The following is a 22,070-nucleotide window of genomic DNA, read 5'->3' as shown; positions in this document are numbered from 1 at the left end:
TCAGCCTCTCCTTCTTACGGCATACGCCCAGCGGCGATTTGCTTACGTCGACAGCCCTGTACCCATAGAGTGGGAGACAGGATGAAAAAGAACCCCATTACCTCCAGTGTCATCGGCCCGGACGGCAAGCCCAAGCCCGGGGTGCAGAGCGCCGTCATTAAGGCCGTCAGTGTGCAGCGCCCGTTGGTCCTGGCCTATTTGCGCCGCCTGCGCCGCAAATACCCTGCCCACACCGCGGCGGAGCTGGCCAAGCTCGTCGAACGCGACTACCTGCTGGCCATCACCGGATCCGGTGCGGCAGTTGGTGCGACGGCAGCCATCCCCGGTGTCGGAACCGTCGCCGCCCTGGGCTTCTCCGCGGCTGCGACCATCGGTTTCCTTGAGGCGAGCGCGCTCTATGCGCAGTCGCTCGCCGAACTGCACGGCATCACCACCGAGGACCCGGACAAGGCCCGGCTGCTGGTCATGGCGATACTCATGGGGGACGAGGGAAGTTCGATGATTTCCGCCCTGACGCACCAGGTTGCGGGACGCGGCGCCGGACCCGTCCAGGGATGGGCAGCAATGTTCGGGGCCAACAAGCCCTCCAGCTTGTGGGTGACCATGCAGAAAACCATGCAACGAACGTTCCTGAAGAAGATGCTTGCCACCCAGGGGGCTTCGATGCTGGGGCGGGCGGTTCCCTTTGGCATCGGTGCGGCGGTGGGCGGATTCGGCAACCGGTTCCTGGGCAGGAAGGTCATCGAAGCGGCCTCCCTTGCCTTTGGCACCCTGCCCACGACCATCCCCGGCCAGTTGGTCAGCGAGGGGGAGCGTCTCGAGGCGCACGCCGAGGTCGAAGCCGGCATCGAAGCCGAACGTCGGCGACGCGGAACCATTCTTGAGGCCGGCGAGGAACGCTAACGCAGCAGGGCGTTGGCCAAGGTGAAAATGGCCAGGCCGGCCAGGGAGCCAACCACGGTGCCATTGATGCGGATGAATTGCAGGTCCCGTCCGACCTGAAGCTCGATTTTTTCGCTGGTTTCCCTGCCGTCCCAGCGGGCGACGGTGTCGGTGATCAAAGACGTGATCTGCCCGCTGTAGTTTTCCACGACATAGACCACGGCGTTCGCCACCCACCCGTTGACCTTGGCTGCCAGCCGGGCATCGTCGCGCAGCCTCGCGCCGAAGTCGCGGATTGCCGCAATCATGGACCTGCGCAGCTCGGAACCGGGGTTTTCCATCGCATCGACGAGTGCGGCCTTGATGGATGACCAGCTGGTGGCGGCCAATTCGCGCAATTGCGCATCGCCAAGGAGCGAGTGCTTCATCGCCTCGACCTTGGCAATCATTTCCGCATCGGACTGCATGTCCGCGGCAAACCTCTCCAGCCACCGATCGATGCTCGAGCGCATGGAATGGTGCGGGTCGCTCCGCACCGACTGTACGTACTTCTGCAATTCGCGGTGAAGCTTTTCACCCAGCAGCGTGTCAACCATCGCCGGGACCCATGAGGGCGAGCGCTCGGCGACCAGGGAAACGACCATCTCGCGGTTGTCCGCCACCCACTGCCCTGCCCGTTCGGCCAAAAGGTCCACTGCCGGCTTGTGGTGGCCGTCGGCAACCACCCGCTCCATGATCCGGCCCAAGGTCGATGACCATTCGGGGGCAAGCATGTGCTTCTTGGCCAGGGATTCCAGCAGCGCCAGGACATCACGGTCGTCCAGGACCTCGAGCATCGCCCCGATCACCGTGGAGGCCTCTTGGGCCACCCGGGTGGCCGAGTCCTCCTTGGCCAGCCAGCCGCCGACAGTGCGCGAAACATCGAATTGCTCCAACTTTGTGCCGACGACATCCCGGGAAAGGAAGTTCTCCTGCACGAACTGCCCCAGGCTCTCGCCGATCTGGTCTTTCTTGCGCGGGATGATCGCCGTGTGCGGGATCTTCAGCCCCATGGGGTGCTTGAACAGTGCCGTGACGGCAAACCAGTCGGCCAGCGCGCCGACCATTCCCCCCTCGGCGGCTGCCCGTACATACTCGAGCCACGGATAGCGGTGCTGCAGGGCGAAGGCCACGGCAAAAATCACCGCCATGATGACCAGCAACCCCGTGGCGAGTCGTTTCATCTTGCGCAGCGCGACCGCCTTGGCGGCGTCGTTCACGGGGGCGAGGCTGAATCCGGTTGACGACATTGACTGCGGCTCCCTTGGCCTGGACATGTGGATGGAACAGGTTTCCACGATAGTTCACCCTGCAACGGGCGCGGCAAGCGGCGCGGGCTTCGGGGACGGCGGTAGCGTAAAAGGCATGCGAACCCTTGTCTACGCCCACCGAGGTTCATCGAAGGCCTATGCCGAAAACACGCGTGCCGCATACGTGCAGGCTCTGGCGGACGGGGCGGACGGCATCGAATGCGACATCCACCTGAGTTCCGATGGTTTTGTGGTCTGCCATCACGACCCGACAGTGGACAGGACCTCGGACTCCAACGGAAGGGTCGGGGACAAGACCCTCGCCGAGTTGAAGTCACTTGATTTCTCCTCATGGAAGAACCCGCGGATTCCCGCATCCCATGGGAAGATCCATGAGCAGTTGGTGACCCTGCGCGAATTGGTGGAGCTGCTGCAGGCTGCCGATCGCCCCGTGGGCCTCGCCGTGGAGATCAAGCATCCGAGTCCCTACGGGCGGCAATTGGAAGAAGCGATGATCGCCGAGCTGTCGGACATGGGGTGGCAACCTGAACAATCCATGGTGGACGACATCTACATTTCGTTCATGAGCTTCGACCCCGGATCGGTGCGCTACCTGATGGAGCGGATCCCACCGGCGCATGTCTGTCAACTGGTCACCGAGGTCGACGAGGACTGGATCGACGAGCTGGTCAAGGCAGGGGAAAGTGACCGTGCAGGGGTGGCGGCCGTGTTGGCCAAGGCCATGACCGAGGGGGTGGAGTTGCTGAATGCCGGGGTTCCGCAATTGGCGGGACCCGGCGTCGCCTACATGCGCAAGCATCCCACGGTAACCAGTCAATGGCTGGCCCGCGGCGCAACATTCCGGGTGTGGACGGTGGATGATCCCGAGGACGCCAGATATCTCGTTGACCGGGGCGTCGCCCAGCTGACCAGCAACGTTCCGGCCCTCATCAAGGCGCACCTCGGCCTGGCCTAGGACAAGGGCGCGGTGGAGCCGAGCACGGGGACGCACAGGCGTAGACTCGCGGCGTGGAACAACAAGTGAATGCGTATTTTTCCGATACCTACCTGTTTGAGGCATCAGCCGCCGTCATTGCCGCCGGGCGTGATGATGAGGGCGAGCCCTGGATTGCTGTCAGTCCGAATATCTTTCACCCGCGTGGAGGCGGGCAGATGGAAGACTCCGGAACGGTGGAGGGCCGCGCGGTCGCGGTGACGCGCATCGCGGACGGGATGGTGGTCCTCACCGGTGCCGGGCAATACGACGTGGGAGCGGTCGTGCGCACAGCGGTTGATCCGGAAACGCGGCTTCTGCACGCCGCATTGCATACTGCCGGGCACCTGGTGGGATTCCTGGGCGAGGAGCGGGGCTGGCGGCACAGCGGCCACAGCCATTTCCCGGGTCAGGCTCGGCTGGATTTCCATCCCGATTCCGTTCCCGAGGATCTCTCCACCGCGTCCTCTCGCGAGCCGGTCATCGCCGAGATCCAGGAAAGTGTGGACGCGCTGGTCGCCACCGGGGCTCCTGTCACAAGTAGCATCGACGAGACCGGCATTCGCACTGTGGTGATCTCCGGGGTCAACGCGGAACCGTGCGGCGGCACGCACGTCCGCGATCTGGCCGCGTTGCGGGGCACCCGGATACTGGAGGCCAAGATCAAGCGAGGAACGCTCAAGGTTCGCTACGAGGCGACCCATGGCTGAGCCGGGACCGGAGGGCGCAACTGCGGGGCACGGATCGTGCGGAGCTGCGCTCGCGACTAGGCTTGATACCGTGACACTGCAACTGACTCCTGCCACCAAGACGGCTCTCTCGATCTCCGTGGCGACGGGTCTCTACGGGATTTCCTTTGGTGCCTTGGCCATTGCCGCCGGCTTGAATCTCTGGCAGACCGTGGCCCTGAGCCTGCTCATGTTTACCGGTGGCTCGCAATTTGCCTTCATCGGCGTGATTGCCGGTGGCGGCGGCCCCGGGCCTGCCTTCGGTGCGGCCACGCTATTGGGCGTGAGAAATGCCGTCTACGGCATGCAGGTCAAGGCCATGCTCAGGCCGCGTGGACTGAAAAAGCTGGCTGCGGCGCAAGTGACCATCGACGAATCCACCGCCACCGCCGCCGGCCAGACGGAACCCGGCGAGCAGCGGCGCGGGTTCTGGGTGGCAGGAATTGGCGTATACGTCTTGTGGAATATTTTCACGGTGGTGGGCGCACTGCTGGGCGACGCCTTGGGCGACCCGAAGGCCTGGGGTCTTGACGGTGCCGCCGTTGCCGCATTCCTGGGCCTGCTGTGGCCTCGCCTGAAATCAGCGGAGCCCGTGGCCATCGCAGCGGTCTGTTCGCTGGCCACAGTCCTGGCGATCCCGCTGGTGCCGCCGGGCGTGCCGATCCTGGTGGCCGCCGTCGTCGCCGGGGTCTGGGGCTACTTTGGCCGCGGACCGGCCACCGAAGGACTCGAACCAGATGTCGAGCCGCACAACAGCACGAAGGGCAAGCGATGAATGAATTGTGGTGGTGGGTCCTTGCCGGCTGCGCCGCGGCCTACGCGATCAAGCTCCTGGGGTACCTGGTTCCGGAGAAAATCCTCGAAAACGAGAAGGTGACCCGCGCCGCGGGCACCCTGACCATTGGGCTGCTGGCCTCGTTGACCATCGTCAACACCGTCGCCAGCGGGACCAGCGTGGAATTCGATGCAAGGCTTGCCGCCTTGGCCGCCGCCGGCGTTGCGTTGCTGTTGCGGGCGCCGTTCCTCGTCGTGGTCATTGCCGGCGCGGGCGCGGCGGCCTTGGCGCGCTACCTGGGTTGGGGCTGAGCGAATCCCCGGGTCCACGCCCTACTGTGGCGGGTCCGCGGCATAGACGAGCGTCGAGTAGGTGTTGCCCGGATCGAGCACGATTGACACCTTGCTGGGACGTGCTCCGGAGGTGACGGGGATGTCGACAGTGGCAATTTTTTTGTCACAGGGGAGCGCCACTGCGCCGCCATGGTCCAGGGAGAGCTGCAATTCGCCCTCGCCCTGGCAAACTGCCACCACGGTCAGCCGGGTTGCACGGTAGTCACCAAGCTCCGCGGTGGCCATGACCTCCGCATGGTCGGTCGAACCCATGCCCATGAGCACCCGGGCCTCGCCCGGAACCACCGCCAACAGGTCATCCAGTTCGGGAGCACCCGCGGCCACCGACCGTGGTGCGGGTAGCGCCGAACATCCGCACACGACGCCCAGCATGCACAATGCCGCACCGATCCGTACGAGTTTTCCCAAGATCCGGTCCCCCAAGCTTTGTCACGTGGATCGAGCCTTGCAGAGCCGTTGGCCCTTGGCAAGGAAAATGCCTACCGATTGCCCTGAAAGTCTTTTTGCGGTGCAGGCAAGTGACATGTCGGGGCCTCGGTGGCAAAGTGGAACCATGATTGTTGCCTTTTCCGTAGCCCCCAGTACCGACAACACCGACGGGTCGGTCCACGATGCGGTGGCAGCCGCCGTCAAGGTGGTCCGGGAATCGGGCCTGCCCAACTCCACTTCATCGATGTTCACCGAGCTGGAAGGCGAATGGGACGAGGTCATGGATGTGGTCAAGCGCGCCACGGAAGCCGTGGCAGCCTATGGCTCGCGCGTATCCCTGGTGCTCAAGGCCGATATCCGCCCCGGTTACAGCGGGGAGATCACCGGAAAGATCGAGCGTCTGGAAAAGGCCATAAACGAGCAGGAGTAGCAAGCATGGACACCTCCGCGACCTCCGCCAACCCGGTCGACGTCGACAAGTTCCTGGTGGAAAAGTTGCTGGCACCGGAGCCGGAAATGGCGGCGGCACGTCGGCGTGCCCACGAGGCCGGGCTGCCCCACATTGAAGTCAGTGAGGTGCAGGGGAAGTTCCTGATGTTGCTGACCCAGATCGCCGGTGCCAAGCGCGTGCTGGAAATCGGCACGCTAGGCGGCTACTCCACCACCTGGCTGGCGCGCGGCGTCGGCCCCGAGGGGCACGTGACCACCTGCGAATACGAGCCGCTGCATGCCCGGGTGGCCGCTGACAACCTGGCAGCCAGCGGGGTAGAGGACAGGGTGGAGATCCGCATCGGCGCAGCCCTCGACACCCTCGACTCCCTGCTGGCCGAGGACGGGGAGCCGTTTGACCTGTTCTTCATCGATGCCGACAAGGAAAACAACGCGCACTACATCGACCTGGCGATCATGTTGGGCCGTCCCGGCAGCGTCATCGTGGTGGACAACGTGGTGCGCGAAGGCGCCGTGCTGGAAGAAGGGGACCCCCTCACCGATGCCGGGCGCCTGGTCAACGGCGTGCGGAGGGGGATCGACGTGCTGGGTTCCAATCCGCGCGTGGATGCCACGGCCCTGCAGACCGTGGGCGTCAAGGGCTGGGACGGCTTTGCCGTGGGGATCATCCGCTAGCAGGTCCCGGTGCGCCGTCATCCCCGGTGGCGCCCGTTGATGTGCATCACGGCTTTCGTCCCCCGGCCCCCGAAGCACATAGGCTTGCCCCTGTGACTACAGAGCCCTACGCCATTCGACTTGCCGTACCCGAAGACATCCCCGCTGCCCTTGAGATGAAGCTGCAGGCGTGGGAAGAGACCTACGGCAGCCAACGTCCGGAATCCTTCTTTGCCAACGCCCGCGCTTCCCTCGAGCAGCAGGGCGACTGGTGGATCCGTGGACTGGCCCAGGGCGCCGAGCTGTGGATCGCCACGAACCCCGCCGGGGACATCGTCGGAATTGCCGGAGGCGGGCCGGCTGCCGAGGACGATGCCGACACCGGGATCGACATCGAGCTGCAGCTCCTCTACGTCCTGGCCGCCGAACACGGCACCGGGCTGGGCCGGCGGCTGCTTGACACCGTGCTGGGGGAACGCGCAGCCGTGCTCTGGGTCCTCGAGCACAACTCGCGCGCCCAGGCCTTCTATGCCAAGCACGGATTCGATGCCGACGGCCGGATGGAACCGCTGGCCGACGACTGGAGCGGACTGAACGAAATCCGCATGGTCCGCCGTGGCGCACACCGTGGCTAAGGGCAGGAACAAGCGCGGCGGCAACCTCGCCACCGCAACGGCCAACACGCCTGCTGCACCGCAGGACGGCCCCGTCGAGGGGATCTACCCCATCGACACCGGCACCGCGGAACTTGAACGCGACCATTATTCGCCCACCGGCTGGCTGCTGCGGATCAACGACGTGCCGTCTTCGCACGTGGATCTTGCCGTGCCCGGACATCTCGACTTCGAGTACATGCGCTGGATCGCCGCACTCATCCGCTCCCGCTTCAACCCCGGGCAGATCGAGGCCAACGGGCACAAGCTCCGCGCCCTGCACCTGGGCGGCGGCGCCTGCTCCATGGCGCGCTGGGCGTCGGTGACCTACCCCAACGCGCGCCAAGTCGTGGTGGAGCTGGACGGCAAGCTCGCCGCCTTGGTGCGCGCCTGGTTCGACCTGCCGCGCGCGCCGCTGTTGCGCATCCGCGTCGGGGAGGCCGGAGCCGTGCTGGCAACGCTCACCGACGCCACGCGCGACCTGGTGATCCGCGACGTTTTCGCCGGGGACCAGACCCCCCGGGACCTGACCACCCTGGCCTTCACCGCCCACGCCGCCAGGGTCCTGGATGAGGCTGGCCTGTACATCGTCAATTGCGGGGACACCCCGGCACTGGAGAATGCCCGGCGCGAGGCCGCCACCATCGGCGCGGTCTTCAAGCACGTGGCCATCGTGGCCGACCCGACCATGCTCAAGGGCAGGCGACACGGCAATGTCATCATCGCCGGTTCCAACGCGCCGATCCCCGCGGGTCCGGAGTTCATCCGGGAACTGCTTGGCGGCGGAGTCCCTGCCCAGCACTGGGACGATGCCACGGTGCGCGCCTTCGCGCGCCACGCCACCGCGGTGTAGCGCGGCCGCAGCCCGCTTGGTGCGGCAACGGGTGCCCGCCGGCCGCTATAGGCTTGGGGTTCACAGGGCCTTTTGCCTACCGCGGTATCCACCCCCCACCCACGTTGAGCAGGAGCGCCAGCACCGCCATGAACACCCCCGCAACAGTCTCCTGGACACACGACGGCCTGGAAAAGGCGGCGCTGTGGTCCTCGGCCAATGACGTTCCGCCGCCCAAGGCCATCGTTGAGGTCGACGACTCACTGGGAGCCGACGATGCCTACCGGATGGCGACCAACGGCACCGGCATGCTCTTCACCGGGGACTACCACAACGCCCGCCAGCTGCTCAGCGCCATCGCCCGCCGCATTCCCGCCGGAGGCAAGGCCAAGCGCACCGCCGCGGCACCCACGACCGCTGAGCGCTTTTACAAGTACCGCCAGGCACGCACGCACCGGGCGCGGATCCTGTCGATGCTGCTGGTTCCGGTGGGCCCCGGCCCGGTCGTTGCACTGCGCCGCGCCCCGGATGTCACCGAGGCCTGGACCAATGCCTTTGGGCAGGTGGCCGAACCCGTGGTGGTTTCCCTGCAGGAACTGCTCGGCGCGATCGGCGCCCAGCAATGGCGCACCACCGGGCTGCACGTCGCCGCGCTGGATGCGAAGATCCACCCGCACTACGGTACATTCGCCCCGGTGCGCGGAGAATACCTGGACCTGGTGGCACGGGCAGAGCTCCCCGGCCTCGGCCGGGCGTTCGACATCGGCACGGGCACCGGCGTGCTTGCGGCCATCCTGGCCAAGCGCGGCGTCACCGAGGTCATCGGCACCGACTCGCAGGAGCGCGCCGTCGCCTGCGCGCAGGCGACCTTCGCCTCGCTCGGGCTGGGGGAGCGGGCACGCGCAGTGAAGCAGGACATGTTCCCCGATGGAAGGGCCGATGTGGTGGTGTGCAATCCGCCATGGCTGCCGGGAACCCCGCAGACACTGCTTGACTACGCGGTCTACGACCCCAAGTCGGCGATGCTGCGGGCCTTCCTTGCGGGGTTGCCCGACCATTTGGCGAAGGATGGGCAGGGGTGGCTGGTCATCTCGGATTTGGCCGAGCGGCTGGGGCTGCGCACGCGCGCGGAGCTGCTGCACTGGATCGAGGGTGCCGGCCTGGCGGTGCTGGGACGCGAGGACACCGTCCCGTCCCATGGGCGCGCGGCCGATACCTCAGACCCGTTTCACGTGGAACGCTCGGGCGAGGTCACCTCGCTGTGGAAACTCGGCGTCAAGTAGCCATTTCCCGCCAACGGGGGGGGGGCAGCAAAGCGGGCAGGGGACTTTCGTCCCCTGCCCGCTTCATTGGTTTTCGCGCGTGCCTAGATGCCGATGGCCTGCTCGATGACGCCGATACCGAAGAACAGCACGAAGGCCCCCGCGACGACCCACATCAGCGGGTGCACCTCGCGGGCCCTGCCCTGGATCGAGCGGATGAAGACGAAGGCCACGAAGCCCGCACCGATGCCGTTGGCGATCGAGTAGGTGAAGGGCATCAACACGAACGTCAGGAACGCCGGGATGGCAACGCCCCAGTCGTTCCAGTCGATCTTGGAAACGTGCGAGATCATCATGAATCCGACGACCACCAGGGCCGGGGCGACTGCCTCGAAAGGCACCAGGTGGATCAACGGGGTCAGGAACATGGCGGCCAGGAACAGCACGCCGGTGACGATGGAGGCCAGGCCCGTGCGGGCACCCTCGCCGATGCCCGCGCCGGATTCGACGTAGATCTGGCTGGAGGAGCCCGAGGCCCCGCCGCCGACCACTGCGCCCATGGCGTCAACCAGCAGCACCTTGTCCACGTCCGGGATGTTCCCGTCCTTGTCCACCGTCCCGGCCTCGTTGGCCAGGCCCACCATCGTGCCCATGGCGTCGAAGAAGATCGACAGCAGGATCACGAAGGCCAGCAGCAGCGCGGAGGTGGCGCCCAGGGTGCTGAACGCACCGAAGACGTTGGCCTGGCCCACCAGGGACAGGTCAGGAAGCGCCCAGGTGGGCATCGAGGGGGCCACCAGCGACCAGCCCTGCGGGTTGGCCGTCCCGGTGGCGGCATCGAAGGAGGGCCCGATGTCGAACACGGCCTCGAGGATGTTGGCCAGGATCGCGGAGACCACGATGCCAATGAGGATTGCACCCTTGGTCTGGCGCACCACCAGGGCGATGGTGAGCAGCAGGCCGACGATGAAGACCAGGATCGGCCAACCGGTCAGCGAGCCGTCAAACCCAAGGCCCACCGGGACCGTGGTGCCGGCGGCATCCGGGACGCGGCGCACAAAACCGGCATTGACCAAGCCGATGAGGGCGATGAACATGCCGATGCCGACCACGATGGCCGACTTGAGGCTGGTTGGCACGGCGTTGAACACCGCGGTCCGGAATCCGGTCAGCACCAGCACCAGCATGGTCACACCGGAAATGATCACAAGTCCCATGACGTCGGGCCAGGTGAGTCCCGGGTTGGCGGCAACCGTCACGGCGATGAAGGCGTTGACGCCCAGGCCCGCGGCCATGGCGAAGGGGTGCTTGGCCCACGCGCCCATGAGGATGGTCATGATGCCGGCGACCAGGGCGGTGACCGCGGCGACGCGGGCCGAGCCCAGCGAGTCTCCGTTGGAGTCGGCGCCGGAAAGAATGAGGGGGTTCAGCACCACGATGTAGCTCATCGCGAAGAAGGTGGCGAAGCCGCCACGGATCTCCCGCGAGTAGTTCGAGCCGCGTTCGGTGATCTTGAAATACCGGTCCAGACGTGACACGTCGGTCCTTGGGGGGAGGGTCTTTTCCTGAGGGGACATGTGGGAATTATAGTTCGGCTTTACGCCCCTAGGCGAAAAATCAGGGGAGAAATGCGCCACGCTCAACGGCAGATAGACCCACGTCACACTGTGGTAGACAATGGGAGTACGGGACCTCGTACGGGGAAGCCCGCGAGGACTCAGACCGTGACACGTAGGAGTGAAGACGATGAGCGAAAACAACAAGGCCCAGGGTGACGCCGAGGTCATCGAAGGAATCGTTGTTGGTGTCGACGGTTCAGACCAGGGCCTCTGTGCCCTGAAATGGGCGGCGCAGGAAGCCAAGAGGCGCGGAAGCGTCCTGAATATCGTGACCGCCTATACGATCCCGGTCTTCGCCGCCTCCTCCATGGACGCCGGCTACGCCACGCTGGATGACCAGTTGATCCGCAACGGCGCGGAGGAAGTCGTCCGCCAGGCGCGGGCCACCATCACCGACGAAAACATCACTGTGCGCACCTACATCGAGTCAGGCGACCCGGCGGGGGTGCTGCTGGACCTAAGCCGTCAGGCCGAGCTCGTCGTGGTCGGCACCCGTGGCCGCGGCGGCTTCGTGGGAAGGCTGCTCGGCTCGGTATCCAGTGCGCTGCCGGCGCACTCCAAGTGCCCCACTGTCGTGGTGCCACTGTGCGTATCCAAGCGCGACGAGCACGACACCCAGGTCCAGGACCGGGTTGTCGTCGGTGTCGACGGATCCGACCGGGCGCGCCTGGCCGTACTGGTGGCCGCCGAGCTGGCAGCCACCCGCGGCCTGACGCTGCGCGTGGTGTGTGCCCTGGCACCGATCAGCGGAGCGCTGGCCTGGATGCCGGCAACAGTTGACCAGGAAGCGGTCACCGCCGACGTGCGCCACCAGATGGGCATCGGAAAGGCTTGGCTACAGAGCCTGTTCCCGGGCCTTGAGATTGAAACCGATGTCATCGACGGCGCTCCGGTGGAGATCCTGATCCGCGAATCCGAGACCGCACTGCTGCTGGTGACCGGCTCCCGCGGTCGCGGCGGTTTTGCCGGGATGCTGCTGGGCTCCACCAGCCAGGGCGTGCTGCACCACTCCAAGGGTCCGGTCATGGTGGTCCCCGACGGGGATGACCCGCGCTTGGCCTCCCGCCAGGAGTTCGAGGACAGGGCCAACGGGGGGCTCTAGGCTTCCTTGACCACCAAATGAGTGAGGGCCGGGCAACCAATGGTTGCCCGGCCCTCACCCATTTGATCTAGGTGCGGTGAATCCTTAGTAACGTCCCGCGTAGGGGTGCAGGTTGTTGATGTAACCCAGAGAGGTGACTGAGATGCCGCTAGCGGGGTTGCGTGCATGCAGGACCTGTCCGCCGCCCAGGTAAATGGCGACGTGGTAGAACGAGCTGCCTCCATTGGAGGAGGAGAAGACCAAGTCGCCCGCGCGCAGCTGGCTCAGCGGGACCTTGGTCGGCGCGGCCGCATATTGCTGCGACGAGGTTCGCGGCAGGTTGATGCCGGACTTGGCATATGCCGCTTGGGTGAAGGACGAGCAGTCGTAGAAGTCCGGGCCGTTGGCGCCGTACCTGTATCGCTTGGATTCGTCGTTGGCGATCATGTGGCCCCAGGAGAAGGCCGCGTTGTAGCTGCGTGACGACTGGGGCGCCTCGGGCTCCTTGGTGGGCTCGGGCTTGGGTTCCGGCTTTGGCTTGATTGACTGCTTCGGGGCCTGCGGAGCGATCGTCGGCTTCGGTGTTGGCGTCGGCTTGGGCTTGACCGTTTCCTTCGGCTTCTCGGTCTCGGGAGCCGGCTTGGGCTTGGGCTTAACCGTTTCCTTCGGCTTCTCGGCCTCGGGAGCCGGCTTGGGCCTGGGCTTGGCGGTTTCCTTCGGCTTCTCGGCCTCGGGAGCCGGCTTGGCGGTTTCCGTTGGCTTTTGGGGTTCGGGAGCAGGCTTCGGAGCGGACTTGGATGGCTCCGGATCATCCTTCTGGGGAATCGCTACGGAGAGCTGTGGAGGCTTGGGCGCGGAGGGCTTGGGAACCAGCGAGTTGCCCTGCGGGCGTTCAGTGGGGACCTTCGGCGGGGCCGCCAGCGGCTTGATCTCGGGTGCCTTGCTCAGCTCGACCTCTGGGGGTGCGGACTGGGGCTCATTCTCGATCAGTTCCTGGAGCTTTTTGGCTTCCGCAGCAGCTTCCTTGGCGGCAATGCGCTCGGTTTCCTCGCTGGCGTCGACCTCGTGCAGGTACGCCAACTGGCCGATGAGCTCTTCGCGGATTTTTTCCTGGGGAGCAACGGAGTCTTGGAAGCTCGAAAGCGTCGATGAGGCCGCTGCCGCGGCGGTTTGCTGGGCGCTGGTTGCTTCGTCGGCGGCCTTGGCCGCTGCGGCGGCATAGTCCTGCCAGGCAGTCCAAAGAGCTGCGGCGTCCTCGGCGTTGCTGACGGTCAGGGTGCGGTTGGCACTCAGTGCGTCCATGGTGGAAGCCTTGTAGAGGACATCGTTGTCCTCTGAGTCTTCCAGCAAGGTCATAACGCCGGGATTGATGCCGCCATTGCGGTAAAGGTTGGATGCCAGTTCCCCGACATCCTTCTTGCTCGAGAGCAGGTATTCGGTGGCCTTGTCCGCTTCCGCGGCGGCTTCCGCAGCGGCCTCGGTGCGTTCGGCGAGCAATTCATCAGCGGCCAGCAGGTTGTCCTGGGCATGCAATGCGGCTGCCTCGGCAGAGATGATTCCTTGGCGGCCGGATTCGATCTGGGCTTCGAGTCGCTCGACCAGGGAGTTGAGCGCCGCCGGGTCAGATTTAGCCGCGTCCAACTGCGCTCGGGTAGGGAGCGCGATGCTGGAGGTGCCGGGCTCCGCCACGATGGTGAGGGCGCTCGGAGCGATTGGTGCCGCTGCTGCCGGCAGTGCGCCCGTGAAGCATGTGGCAGCCAATGCAAATGAGCAGGCGGCGACGCCGAGTGTTTCCCTGATTGCCATGCCTTGATGTTCCTTACCTCGGCGATCGGTTAGCAAGTCTCGCAACAGGCGCGGGAAATACGGCCGAAACGGTGCGGCCAGATCGCTGCTTCCTATAGCACCCTATGGGAAAACTATTCACACTGGCAACACCAGTCACTTCAATAACGGCAATTACAACAGTGTAATTATTCGTCAATTTGCGCGGCATTTTGGAAATTTTGGAATCGAACTCGTTAACCCGCAGGAATAGAGGCAGGTCAGGCCGGAGTGTTGCATCATCGTCACGAAGCGATGGAGGCGTTGGAAGCGCTTCGGGGATGGATTAGGCCCGGATGAACATCCGCCCATACAGGACCAGGGGCCTGTTGCCCCAGGCGAAGGAACCCGGCTTTCCACTACGGAGCGATGTCCGCCTTGATCGGTGCGCCTAGCGTGCGCGGTACTAGCCGGCCCCCGCGAGGTGTAGCGCCCTAACCCCAGCCAAGTTCATGCAGTCGTTCGTCATCGATGCCAAAGTGGTGGGCAATCTCGTGAACGATCGTGATGCCGACTTCTTCAACAACCTGCTTCTCGGTGGAGCAGATTTCGAGAATTGCATTCTTGAAAATGGTGATGCGGTCGGGCATGGCCCCGGCGCCCCATCCCGAATCGCGCTCCGTCAGTGATGTCCCCTCGTAAAGACCCAGCAATTTAGTCGCAGGGTCTTCGCTGGGCAGGGGCCTGTAGGCATCCTCGATGAAGATGGCGACGTTTTCCATCATGGCAAGGAGGGCCTCGGGGATTTCATCCAGGGCACGCTCGGCCACCAGTTCAAACTCGTCGTCAGTCATTTCGTACCCCATGCGTTGCACTCTACCTAGCTGCCGTCCTGATTTCCGGCGGCCGTTCGACGACTCGAAGGGGCGGGATGAGCCGCAAACGGGGTTGTGTCGACTGTCACGCGTTTCCGGTTTTGCACGGAGGGAAGTTTGCCTCTATAGTTATTTGAGTCCACTGCGGCGGAGTAATCCACGGCAGAGGTTCCTGGCCCCCATCGTCTAGCGGCCTAGGACACTGCCCTTTCACGGCAGCGGCACGGGTTCGAATCCCGTTGGGGGTACGCACGAAATCTGGATTTTGCTCGAGCGAAATGCTCTGGTAGAGTTCTTGTCTTGTGAGCGAGGGAGACTTCGCGAATAAGGCCCTGTAGCGCAGTTGGTTAGCGCGCCGCCCTGTCACGGCGGAGGTCGCGGGTTCAAGTCCCGTCAGGGTCGCTTAGGTTTTTCGGTTCGCCGGAAGATCGGGTGATCATCTAGCCTGATGATGCCAGGCTCTGTAGCTCAGTTGGTAGAGCGTTCGACTGAAAATCGAAAGGTCACCGGATCGACGCCGGTCGGAGCCACCATCTAAAACCCCCCTTGGAAACAAGGGGGGTTTTTGCTTTGTCCACGCGAATGTTGAAGCCCGACTTGTGTGGGCCAAATAGGGGCAAGAAATTGGGTCGGGCCTGGGCCTGCCAAGGTCTTCCGATTCTTGGCGAAAGGCATTGGAATAGTTCCCGGAACCCTTGCCCACCTGCCGATTCTTGCGATGTCCATCACATTCGATTGTAGGCTGGTGGCGTACGCCGAGCATGACGAGGCGAGCGCAGAGAGGACCGGACCCATGGATCATGAACTTTCGGTGCATAGCTTGCCCGAAACCGAAGCCAGCGGAACCACGAGGATCACCGATCTTGCCGTGGCGAAGGTTGCCGCCGCCGCCGCCCGAGGCATTCCGGGAGTGCATTCGCTGGGATTGGGAACCTCGCGGGCGTTCGGCGCCCTGCGCGGCGCCGTGGGTTCCGCCACGGAACCAGCACATGGCGTCAGCGTGGAAGTCGGATCGCGGCAGGTTGCCATAGACCTGGTCCTCACCGCCATATTCGGCTATCGCCTTCACGATCTCGCGACGGCGGTGCGCGAGGCGGTTTTCAGAGCCGTCCAGGACCTCACGGACTTCGAGGTTATCGAGGTCAATATTGAAATCGGAGACGTGCATATTTCCGCCTCCGAACCCGACTCTGAAAAGCGACGCAACTCTGCAGGGGAAGGACCGGCATGAAGGCAACACTCATTGGCGCACTTCTGGGGGCCATCCTGGCCTGGGCTGCACTGGAACACGGCCTGGGGGGTTTCCTTCTGATGGCGCTGTTCATGGCGGTCGGTGCGCTGGCGTCCAGGACCGTGGGCGGGCGCGTCGACATGCGCGCGATCCTTGATGCCCTGACCGGACGACGATCTTCGTCATGAGCCAGAGTGCCGTTTCGCCGGTTCAGGATGCGGGGTCAGTTCCCCGCGCGGGTCACACCCGGGTCAATGCGCAGGCACTCACCGCCACTGCACGCGCTGTGGCTGCCAGCGTCTTTGGCGTCGAGGCCGGCCTGGTGCGGGCGTTTCTCCGTGATGACGCGGGCTACCTCGCGCTGACAGTCCACCTGCCCTTGCCGCTGTCGGGCACCTCAGGCACTGCCGGATCCACCGTCCTGGACAGGGTTCGCGACCGACGCGCGGAGATTGGCGAACAATTCAGCGGGCTGACCGGCTCCTTGGTCAGCAGGGTGGACGTACGGGTCACCGGGATCGTGGGTTCCGCCGCGGAACGGAGGCACTGATGGGACAGGAGCACACGGACATCAGGGAGCGCGAGCTCACCAGCGGCCGTTCGCCGGCGGCCGTCACCGTCGCGTTGCTGATCTTGCTGACATGCATATACGTCCTGCTGGAAACGACGCTCAAGGCCCTGGGGCAGGAACCCTTGCTTGCCGCCCCGGATACCTGGTGGAGCCGGGCGTCGGCGCTACCCGGTGGAAGTGAAATCGCAGGGCAGGTGGCCGTTGGCCTGTGCGTCATGGTCTTTGGCCTCGTGCTGCTGGCGCACGGGCTGCGCCGCGGGCGACGTGCCCGCCACGCACTGGCCTGCGAGGACGGGGTCCTCATTGTCGATGACCAGGTGCTGGCCGCGGGGCTGGCCCGACGCGCCCGCGCGGAAGCCGGCGTTGGCCGTGGACAGGCGCTGGTCACGGTGCACCGGGACCGTGTCGAGGTGCAGCTCAGCCCAACCTCGGGAATACCCGTCGACCCCGCACGTGTCGTTGCCGGACTGGAGGACGAGCTGCGAACCAACCTGGTGACTCCATTGCCGAAGGTCTTTGTCAGGGTTGCCGAGCGCGGGGTGATCGGCCAATGAACCGCACGCCACGTCTGCTCAACCGGATCCTGCTGGCCGTCCTGGGTCTGGCGTTGCTGGTGTGCGGCGCGCACATGGTGCTGGCTGCCCTTTCACCCGGCTATGCCGATGGGTGGCGACAGGTCGCCGGCCAGCTGGGTGCGCGCACCAACGAGGTGCTGGAGGCCACCACCCTGCCGGGACAGCGGGAATCCTGGATGTGGATCCTCATTTCGGCGTTGCTGATCTGTTTCATCCTCTTAACGCTGTGGTGGATTGCGGTGCAGGGCAGCGGCAGGGGAGGCGACTATGTTTCGGCCTATTTTGACGACGAACCGCTGCCCGGCCGGGTGGAGATATCCCAAAACGCTGTCGAGCAGGCGCTTCGGCACGTCCTGGGGCGGCGCCACGACATCATTTCGATCGGCGTCAGTGTCTGGGTTCTGGAGCCGGAGGCCGGGCTGCGGATCAAGATCCAGCCCCGCAAGGGCACGGCTCCGGGCCCGCTGGGCCGGGATGTTGCCCGGGCCGCGAAGCTGGTCCAGCAGTCCATGGGTGTAAGCGGGCCCGTGGTGGTTTACCTGGCTGTGGGCACCCGCTCCCGGTTCGCCCGGGTTGAACGCGTCCTGTAGCCGCTCTCGGTTAGCCCTGGCTTTTCATGACGGCCATGACCAGCAGCGCAGTGAATGCCATGAAGGGGAGGCACAACAGCGCGTGCAACCATCTGTGTTCCACCAGTACCGCCACATACTCGCGCAGGAAGGCACCGGGCAGATAGTGCTTGGCGGTCGGCGAGCCAACCACCTCGGCATCGACCCCCAGCCGACGTGCCAGCAGTGCGGCCCTCAGTGCGTGGTAATTGTTGGTGACCACTAGCAGCGGTCCGCAGCCTCCCGATTCCCGGAAGAGATTCGCGGAAAACGTGAGGTTTTCCTCCGTGTTCACGGCATTTTTCTCCACCACGACATGCTCGCGAGCCACCCCGGCGCCAACCAGGTAGTCGGTCATCGCCGTGCCCTCGGCCAGGACCCCGTCAGGGCTCTGTCCGCCGGAGGGGATCAGCAGCGGGCGAGGTGTGGTGCACCGGTAGATTTGCAGTGCCTTGTCTAGCCGGTTGCGCAGCAGTGGCGGGACTCCACCGTCGTCCAGCCGCGAGCCCAGCACCACGATTCCCTGCGGGATCCCTGTAAAGGTCCTGCGCCCGTAGGCGACTGCGTAGGCAAGAAAGACCACGAAAGCCACGCCGAAGTAGCTGCAAAGGAAGAAGAGCAGGGCCGCCAGCCCGATCGCCATCGGCTTTAGCGTGAGCACCAGCAACAGGGCCAGGGGAGGCAAGGCGATGAGCAGCAGCCCTGCCACAAGGAACAACAGGTTGCCCAGCCGCCGGCCCTCGGACTTGGACATCACCACCCCGTTCCGAATCAGGGTCGCTGCCAGTGCCAGGACCGACAGTGGAGCCAGGGCCAAGATCCCCAGGAACACGTAGGACATGCCAGGGACCCAGCGGGAAAGCAGATTGCCAATTTCGATCAATGCCAGGTAGCAGGCAGCCACCAACACCACACCGTTGCGCAGCATCCGGCGGTCGCGGTGGCGCAGATAGAAGTACAGGAAAATAAGCAGCAACGCTGGGACAAGGAACACTGTCCGAGACTATCAAGGCCGCACGGTGCCCCCGCATGGGGTTGCAGGCTAGTTGGCCCGCGCGAGCTGGCGGACGGCCAGCCACCGGTTCGAGAGTCGGCGATAGGAAGCAGCGGCGCCGGTCATGTCGGATTCGGCCAGCGACTCGATGCCCAGGCGCAGGTCGTGAGGCGAATCGTCGGGCCAGACGAGCGCTGCAATGCGTCCGTAGTCGAGCTCGACCACCGACTCCTTGTCAAAGAGCTGCAGCCATTCGCTCAGCGCCGCAAGCTCGTCCAGAAGGTCCATTTCCGGGGCATGGATGGCCAGGGTTGCCGCGGCATAGCGGACCCGGTCCAATGCCTGGGGCAGCGGGGTGTAGATGCGGCTGGCGAGCAGTTCCTCCCCGTCCTCAATGACATCCACCTCGTCGTCCTCGTGCACCAGGATCAGCCAGCCAAAGGGGATGCCCCAGGTCGCAGTGCGGGTGTGCAGGTGTGCCAGGTCGTCGGTGAAGCGTTGCCGGTCCACGCGCAGCGCATTGGCCGCCCGGGCGGCATCGGGAACCAGCAGCTCCAGGAGCTGGGGGCGCATGGAGCCGTCGAGCTGTTCCGAGGCCAGGATGGTGCGGGTGGCCAACTGGTCGGGGCAATACAGGGTGTTGACGGTGCCGTCCCAGGTGGTGGTGACCAGTTTGCGGAAGGTCTCGGTGTGCCGGTGCGGGAACGGGTCGGAAGCCGGGCGGGTCAGGCGCTGCAATGCCGCGCAGGCGCTGGCGTCCTCCATGGTTTCGCGGTTGATTCGGCCGCTGGCCACGGCCAGCCGCTGATCGGCATCCGAAAAGGCCCGAAGTGGTTCGAAAATGCGCAGGTACGAGGTCGGCGGGAGGGCCCGTCGGTTGGTTCCGTTGACCTGCACCATGGCCTAGTCCAGCTCCACAATCACCGGGACGTGGTCGGAGGCGCCCTTGCCCTTGCGTTCGTTGCGGTCGATCTCGGCACCAATCACGCGGGAGGCCAGCGCGGGGGAGGCCAGCGTGAAGTCAATCCGCATGCCCTCGTTCTTGGGGAACCGCAGCTGGGTGTAGTCCCAGTAGGTGTAGGTCTTGGGGGTGTCGGTATGCGGGCGGACCACGTCGACGAAACCGGTCTGCAGGAAGGCGTCGAAGGCCGCGCGTTCCGGGGCCGAGACGTGGGTGAGTTCATTGGCGATGAAGAAGTCGATGTCCCAGACGTCCTCGTCGCGCGGGGCGATGTTCCAGTCGCCCATCAGGGCAACCTGCGCCTCGGGGTTTTCGGCCAGCCAGCCGGCGGCCTGGGCGTTGAGGTTTGCGAGCCAATCGAGCTTGTAGGGCATGTGCTCGTCCTGCAGGGCGCGGCCGTTGGGCACATACAGGCTCCAGATGCGCACGCCGCCGCAGGTTGCGGCAATCGCGCGCGCTTCCTGCACCGGGTCCTTGCCGCCCTTGCCGAAGGCCGGCTGGTCTGCGAAGGTCCGCTCGACGTCGTCAAGGCCCACTCGGGAGGCGATGGCCACGCCGTTCCACTGGCTGAGGCCGAAGTGGGCGACCTCGTAGTCGTTGTTTTCAAACAACTCCCAAGGGAAATTCTCGTCCTTGCACTTGGTTTCCTGGATCGCCAGGACATCGACGTCGGAGCGGCGCAGCCAGTCCTCGACGCGGTCGGCACGGGCACGAAGGGAGTTCACGTTCCAGGTAGCAATCTTCACATACCCAACCTATCAACTCTCATCACGGCGGTCAGTTCTGCGCGACAGCGGGTTGCCGCCCTGATGAACACCGCCCGTGCCCCGGCGCACGGGCGGTGTGCGGCCATGGGGTGCCGGCGAGGGTGGCCAAGACCTAGCAATTTAGTAGGAAGTCCGAGTATATTTTTGGGTAACAGGCGTGGTGCGCATCACAGGCCGCTGCCGCGTTCAGGCGAATCTTGCATAGGAGCATCAATCACATGACCCGTGAACTGACCCACTACGTGGGCGGCGCCCACGCCAAAGGAACCTCCGGTCGCTTCTCCGATGTGTACAACCCCTCCACCGGAGCCGTGCAATCCAGGCTCCCACTGGCTTCGCCCGGCGAAGTCCGAGACGCCATCACCGTCGCCGAGGCCGCACAAGTCGAATGGGGCCAGACCAACCCGCAGCGCCGGGCCCGCATCCTTAGCAAGTTCGTCGAGCTCGTCTACGCGAACATGGATGAGCTGGCGGCGCTGCTGACCAGCGAGCACGGCAAGACGTTCCCCGATTCAAAGGGAGACATCCAGCGGGGCCTGGAAGTCATCGAGTTCTGCGCCGCCGCCCCGCACCTGCTCAAGGGCGAATTCTCCGACAGTGCCGGAACCGACATCGACGTGCACTCCCTGCGCCAGCCACTGGGCGTTGTCGCAGGCATCACCCCGTTCAACTTCCCCGCCATGATCCCGCTGTGGAAGGCCGGACCGGCCCTTGCCGCGGGCAACTCCTACATCCTCAAGCCCTCCGAGCGCGACCCCTCCGTCCCGCTGCGGCTCGCCGAGCTCTTCACCGAGGCCGGGCTCCCGGACGGTGTCTTCAACGTCGTGAACGGTGACAAGGAAGCCGTCGACGCCTTGCTTGAGGACCCGCGGGTGAAGGCCATCGGCTTCGTGGGATCGACCCCGATCGCCCAAAGCATCTACGCCACCGCAGCAGCCAACGGCAAACGCGCCCAGTGCTTCGGCGGGGCCAAGAACCACATGGTCATCATGCCCGATGCGGACCTGGAAATGGTGGCCGATGCCCTCATGGGCGCCGGATACGGATCGGCAGGCGAACGCTGCATGGCCATCTCTGTTGCCATCCCCGTCGGCGAGGCCACCGCCAACGCCCTGGTGTCCAAGCTGAAGGAACGCGTGGCCGGGCTCAAGGTCGGCGACGGCATGGACAAGGAATCCGACTTCGGACCCGTTGTGGCCCAAAGCGCCAAGGAACGCATCGAGAACTACATCCAGGTCGGCGTGGACGAGGGCGCCTCGCTGCTGGTCGACGGCCGCGGATTGAGCGTTTCGGGCCACGAAGACGGATTCTGGGTCGGCCCCACCCTCTTCGACAACGTCACCGAAAACATGCGCATCTACAAGGAGGAAATCTTTGGACCCGTGCTCTGCGTGGTGCGGGCCAAGGACTACGAGGAGGCCCTGCGCCTGCCCTCGGAGCACGAATTCGGCAACGGCGTCTCCATCTACACGCGCGACGGCGACACCGCCCGGAACTTCACCTCGCGCGTCCAGGTCGGCATGGTCGGGGTCAATGTTCCCATCCCGGTCCCGATCGCCTACTACACCTTCGGCGGGTGGAAGGCCTCCGGCTTCGGGGACCTGAACCAGCACGGGGCCGACGCCTTCCGCTTCTACACCAAGACCAAAACCGTGACCACGCGCTGGCCCTCGGGCATCCGCGAGGGCGCGAGCTTCGTCATGCCGGAAGGTAGCTAAGCGAC

General features: G+C 65.0%; 25 protein-coding genes and 3 tRNA genes. 20 read left to right on the top strand and 8 right to left on the bottom strand.

From position 1 onward, the window contains the following. The first annotated feature begins 81 nt into the window (after positions 1 to 81). Positions 82 to 903: a hypothetical protein gene (locus Q2T94_RS06030; RefSeq protein WP_302263258.1), complete on the top strand. Its 822-nt coding sequence runs from the start codon at positions 82 to 84 to the stop codon at positions 901 to 903. On the opposite strand, the gene Q2T94_RS06025 is transcribed toward Q2T94_RS06030, so the two are convergent. Next, on the bottom strand, positions 900 to 2,171 hold the full coding sequence (locus Q2T94_RS06025) for a DUF445 domain-containing protein (protein ID WP_302263257.1): 1,272 nt from the start codon (positions 2,169 to 2,171) through the stop codon (positions 900 to 902). The two genes, Q2T94_RS06030 and Q2T94_RS06025, sit on opposite strands and share 4 nt — an antisense overlap. A 115-nt stretch (positions 2,172 to 2,286) precedes the next feature. On the opposite strand from Q2T94_RS06025, the gene Q2T94_RS06020 reads away from it, so the two are divergent. From Q2T94_RS06020 to Q2T94_RS06005, 4 genes are all read left to right on the top strand, one after another. Further along, positions 2,287 to 3,147, top strand: coding sequence for a glycerophosphodiester phosphodiesterase (locus tag Q2T94_RS06020; protein WP_302263256.1), 861 nt, complete (start codon positions 2,287 to 2,289; stop codon positions 3,145 to 3,147). A 53-nt stretch (positions 3,148 to 3,200) separates the two neighbouring features. Further along, positions 3,201 to 3,875: an alanyl-tRNA editing protein gene (locus Q2T94_RS06015; RefSeq protein ID WP_302263255.1), complete on the top strand. Its 675-nt coding sequence runs from the start codon at positions 3,201 to 3,203 to the stop codon at positions 3,873 to 3,875. A 70-nt stretch (positions 3,876 to 3,945) separates the two neighbouring features. Further along, entirely contained in the window at positions 3,946 to 4,668 is a 723-nt protein-coding gene (locus Q2T94_RS06010; RefSeq protein ID WP_302263254.1) for an AzlC family ABC transporter permease, read from the top strand. Next, a complete protein-coding gene (locus tag Q2T94_RS06005; protein ID WP_302263253.1) occupies positions 4,665 to 4,979 on the top strand; it encodes an AzlD domain-containing protein in 315 nt (104 codons plus the stop codon). The genes Q2T94_RS06010 and Q2T94_RS06005 overlap by 4 nt, the downstream gene beginning before the upstream one ends. Positions 4,980 to 5,000: 21 nt before the next feature. On the opposite strand, the gene Q2T94_RS06000 is transcribed toward Q2T94_RS06005, so the two are convergent. After that, positions 5,001 to 5,429, bottom strand: coding sequence for a hypothetical protein (locus tag Q2T94_RS06000; RefSeq protein ID WP_264270517.1), 429 nt, complete (start codon positions 5,427 to 5,429; stop codon positions 5,001 to 5,003). Between the two features lie 145 nt (positions 5,430 to 5,574). On the opposite strand from Q2T94_RS06000, the gene Q2T94_RS05995 reads away from it, so the two are divergent. The 5 genes from Q2T94_RS05995 (at position 5,575) to Q2T94_RS05975 (ending at position 9,322) form a co-directional block, all read left to right on the top strand. Continuing rightward, complete coding sequence (locus Q2T94_RS05995) at positions 5,575 to 5,880, top strand: thiamine-binding protein (protein WP_264270518.1); 306 nt, start codon at positions 5,575 to 5,577, stop codon at positions 5,878 to 5,880. Between the two features lie 5 nt (positions 5,881 to 5,885). Then, entirely contained in the window at positions 5,886 to 6,575 is a 690-nt protein-coding gene (locus Q2T94_RS05990; protein ID WP_264270519.1) for an O-methyltransferase, read from the top strand. 92 nt (positions 6,576 to 6,667) lie between these two features. Continuing rightward, entirely contained in the window at positions 6,668 to 7,189 is a 522-nt protein-coding gene (locus tag Q2T94_RS05985) for a GNAT family N-acetyltransferase (RefSeq protein WP_264270520.1), read from the top strand. Then, positions 7,182 to 8,060: a spermidine synthase gene (locus Q2T94_RS05980; RefSeq protein WP_372342927.1), complete on the top strand. Its 879-nt coding sequence runs from the start codon at positions 7,182 to 7,184 to the stop codon at positions 8,058 to 8,060. Before Q2T94_RS05985 ends, Q2T94_RS05980 begins: the two co-directional genes overlap by 8 nt. A gap of 128 nt (positions 8,061 to 8,188) precedes the next feature. Then, a complete protein-coding gene (locus Q2T94_RS05975) occupies positions 8,189 to 9,322 on the top strand; it encodes a class I SAM-dependent methyltransferase (protein WP_302263252.1) in 1,134 nt (377 codons plus the stop codon). A gap of 83 nt (positions 9,323 to 9,405) precedes the next feature. On the opposite strand, the gene Q2T94_RS05970 is transcribed toward Q2T94_RS05975, so the two are convergent. Then, positions 9,406 to 10,878 (bottom strand): NCS2 family permease, encoded by a 1,473-nt coding sequence (locus Q2T94_RS05970; RefSeq protein ID WP_302263251.1) that lies wholly within the window; start codon positions 10,876 to 10,878, stop codon positions 9,406 to 9,408. A 169-nt stretch (positions 10,879 to 11,047) separates the two neighbouring features. On the opposite strand from Q2T94_RS05970, the gene Q2T94_RS05965 reads away from it, so the two are divergent. After that, positions 11,048 to 12,022, top strand: a complete 975-nt coding sequence (locus tag Q2T94_RS05965; RefSeq protein ID WP_264270523.1) for a universal stress protein — start codon at positions 11,048 to 11,050, stop codon at positions 12,020 to 12,022. 84 nt (positions 12,023 to 12,106) lie between these two features. On the opposite strand, the gene Q2T94_RS05960 is transcribed toward Q2T94_RS05965, so the two are convergent. After that, a complete protein-coding gene (locus tag Q2T94_RS05960) occupies positions 12,107 to 13,807 on the bottom strand; it encodes an NlpC/P60 family protein (protein ID WP_302263250.1) in 1,701 nt (566 codons plus the stop codon). A gap of 452 nt (positions 13,808 to 14,259) precedes the next feature. Further along, positions 14,260 to 14,631, bottom strand: coding sequence for a metallopeptidase family protein (locus Q2T94_RS05955; RefSeq protein ID WP_436836816.1), 372 nt, complete (start codon positions 14,629 to 14,631; stop codon positions 14,260 to 14,262). A gap of 184 nt (positions 14,632 to 14,815) precedes the next feature. Here Q2T94_RS05955 and Q2T94_RS05950 point away from each other — a divergent pair. The 8 genes from Q2T94_RS05950 to Q2T94_RS05915 all read left to right on the top strand — a co-directional run bounded on the left by Q2T94_RS05950 (position 14,816) and on the right by Q2T94_RS05915 (position 17,607). Beyond that, positions 14,816 to 14,888: transfer RNA gene (locus Q2T94_RS05950), tRNA-Glu, on the top strand. An 80-nt stretch (positions 14,889 to 14,968) separates the two neighbouring features. After that, positions 14,969 to 15,042 (top strand) — tRNA-Asp (locus Q2T94_RS05945). 55 nt (positions 15,043 to 15,097) lie between these two features. After that, positions 15,098 to 15,173 (top strand) — tRNA-Phe (locus tag Q2T94_RS05940). Positions 15,174 to 15,433: 260 nt separating this feature from the next. Then, positions 15,434 to 15,871: an Asp23/Gls24 family envelope stress response protein gene (locus tag Q2T94_RS05935; protein WP_302263248.1), complete on the top strand. Its 438-nt coding sequence runs from the start codon at positions 15,434 to 15,436 to the stop codon at positions 15,869 to 15,871. After that, on the top strand, positions 15,868 to 16,059 hold the full coding sequence (locus tag Q2T94_RS05930; protein WP_302263247.1) for a hypothetical protein: 192 nt from the start codon (positions 15,868 to 15,870) through the stop codon (positions 16,057 to 16,059). The genes Q2T94_RS05935 and Q2T94_RS05930 overlap by 4 nt, the downstream gene beginning before the upstream one ends. After that, a complete protein-coding gene (locus tag Q2T94_RS05925) occupies positions 16,056 to 16,421 on the top strand; it encodes a hypothetical protein (RefSeq protein WP_302263246.1) in 366 nt (121 codons plus the stop codon). The genes Q2T94_RS05930 and Q2T94_RS05925 overlap by 4 nt, the downstream gene beginning before the upstream one ends. Beyond that, positions 16,421 to 16,996, top strand: coding sequence for a hypothetical protein (locus tag Q2T94_RS05920; RefSeq protein WP_302263245.1), 576 nt, complete (start codon positions 16,421 to 16,423; stop codon positions 16,994 to 16,996). Before Q2T94_RS05925 ends, Q2T94_RS05920 begins: the two co-directional genes overlap by 1 nt. Further along, a complete protein-coding gene (locus tag Q2T94_RS05915; RefSeq protein ID WP_302263244.1) occupies positions 16,993 to 17,607 on the top strand; it encodes an Asp23/Gls24 family envelope stress response protein in 615 nt (204 codons plus the stop codon). The genes Q2T94_RS05920 and Q2T94_RS05915 overlap by 4 nt, the downstream gene beginning before the upstream one ends. 10 nt (positions 17,608 to 17,617) lie before the next feature. Here Q2T94_RS05915 and Q2T94_RS05910 read toward each other — a convergent pair whose 3' ends face one another. Genes Q2T94_RS05910 through Q2T94_RS05900 form a run of 3 tightly spaced genes read right to left on the bottom strand, consistent with a single transcriptional unit; the run spans position 17,618 to position 20,326 of the window. After that, on the bottom strand, positions 17,618 to 18,619 hold the full coding sequence (locus tag Q2T94_RS05910; RefSeq protein WP_302263243.1) for a YdcF family protein: 1,002 nt from the start codon (positions 18,617 to 18,619) through the stop codon (positions 17,618 to 17,620). A 48-nt stretch (positions 18,620 to 18,667) separates the two neighbouring features. Continuing rightward, on the bottom strand, positions 18,668 to 19,519 hold the full coding sequence (locus Q2T94_RS05905; protein ID WP_264270532.1) for a DUF8083 family protein: 852 nt from the start codon (positions 19,517 to 19,519) through the stop codon (positions 18,668 to 18,670). A 3-nt stretch (positions 19,520 to 19,522) separates the two neighbouring features. Continuing rightward, complete coding sequence (locus Q2T94_RS05900) at positions 19,523 to 20,326, bottom strand: exodeoxyribonuclease III (protein WP_264270533.1); 804 nt, start codon at positions 20,324 to 20,326, stop codon at positions 19,523 to 19,525. A 239-nt stretch (positions 20,327 to 20,565) separates the two neighbouring features. Here Q2T94_RS05900 and Q2T94_RS05895 point away from each other — a divergent pair, with 239 nt between their 5' ends. Further along, positions 20,566 to 22,065, top strand: a complete 1,500-nt coding sequence (locus Q2T94_RS05895) for a CoA-acylating methylmalonate-semialdehyde dehydrogenase (RefSeq protein ID WP_302263242.1) — start codon at positions 20,566 to 20,568, stop codon at positions 22,063 to 22,065. The last annotated feature ends 5 nt before the right edge of the window (positions 22,066 to 22,070 follow it).

Origin of the sequence: Paeniglutamicibacter sulfureus (genome assembly GCF_030512175.1) — a bacterium.
Classification (GTDB): Bacteria; Actinomycetota; Actinomycetes; order Actinomycetales; family Micrococcaceae; genus Paeniglutamicibacter; species Paeniglutamicibacter sulfureus.
Note: the sequence above shows the minus strand (reverse complement) of the source record. Positions and strands in the feature narration are given on the sequence as shown.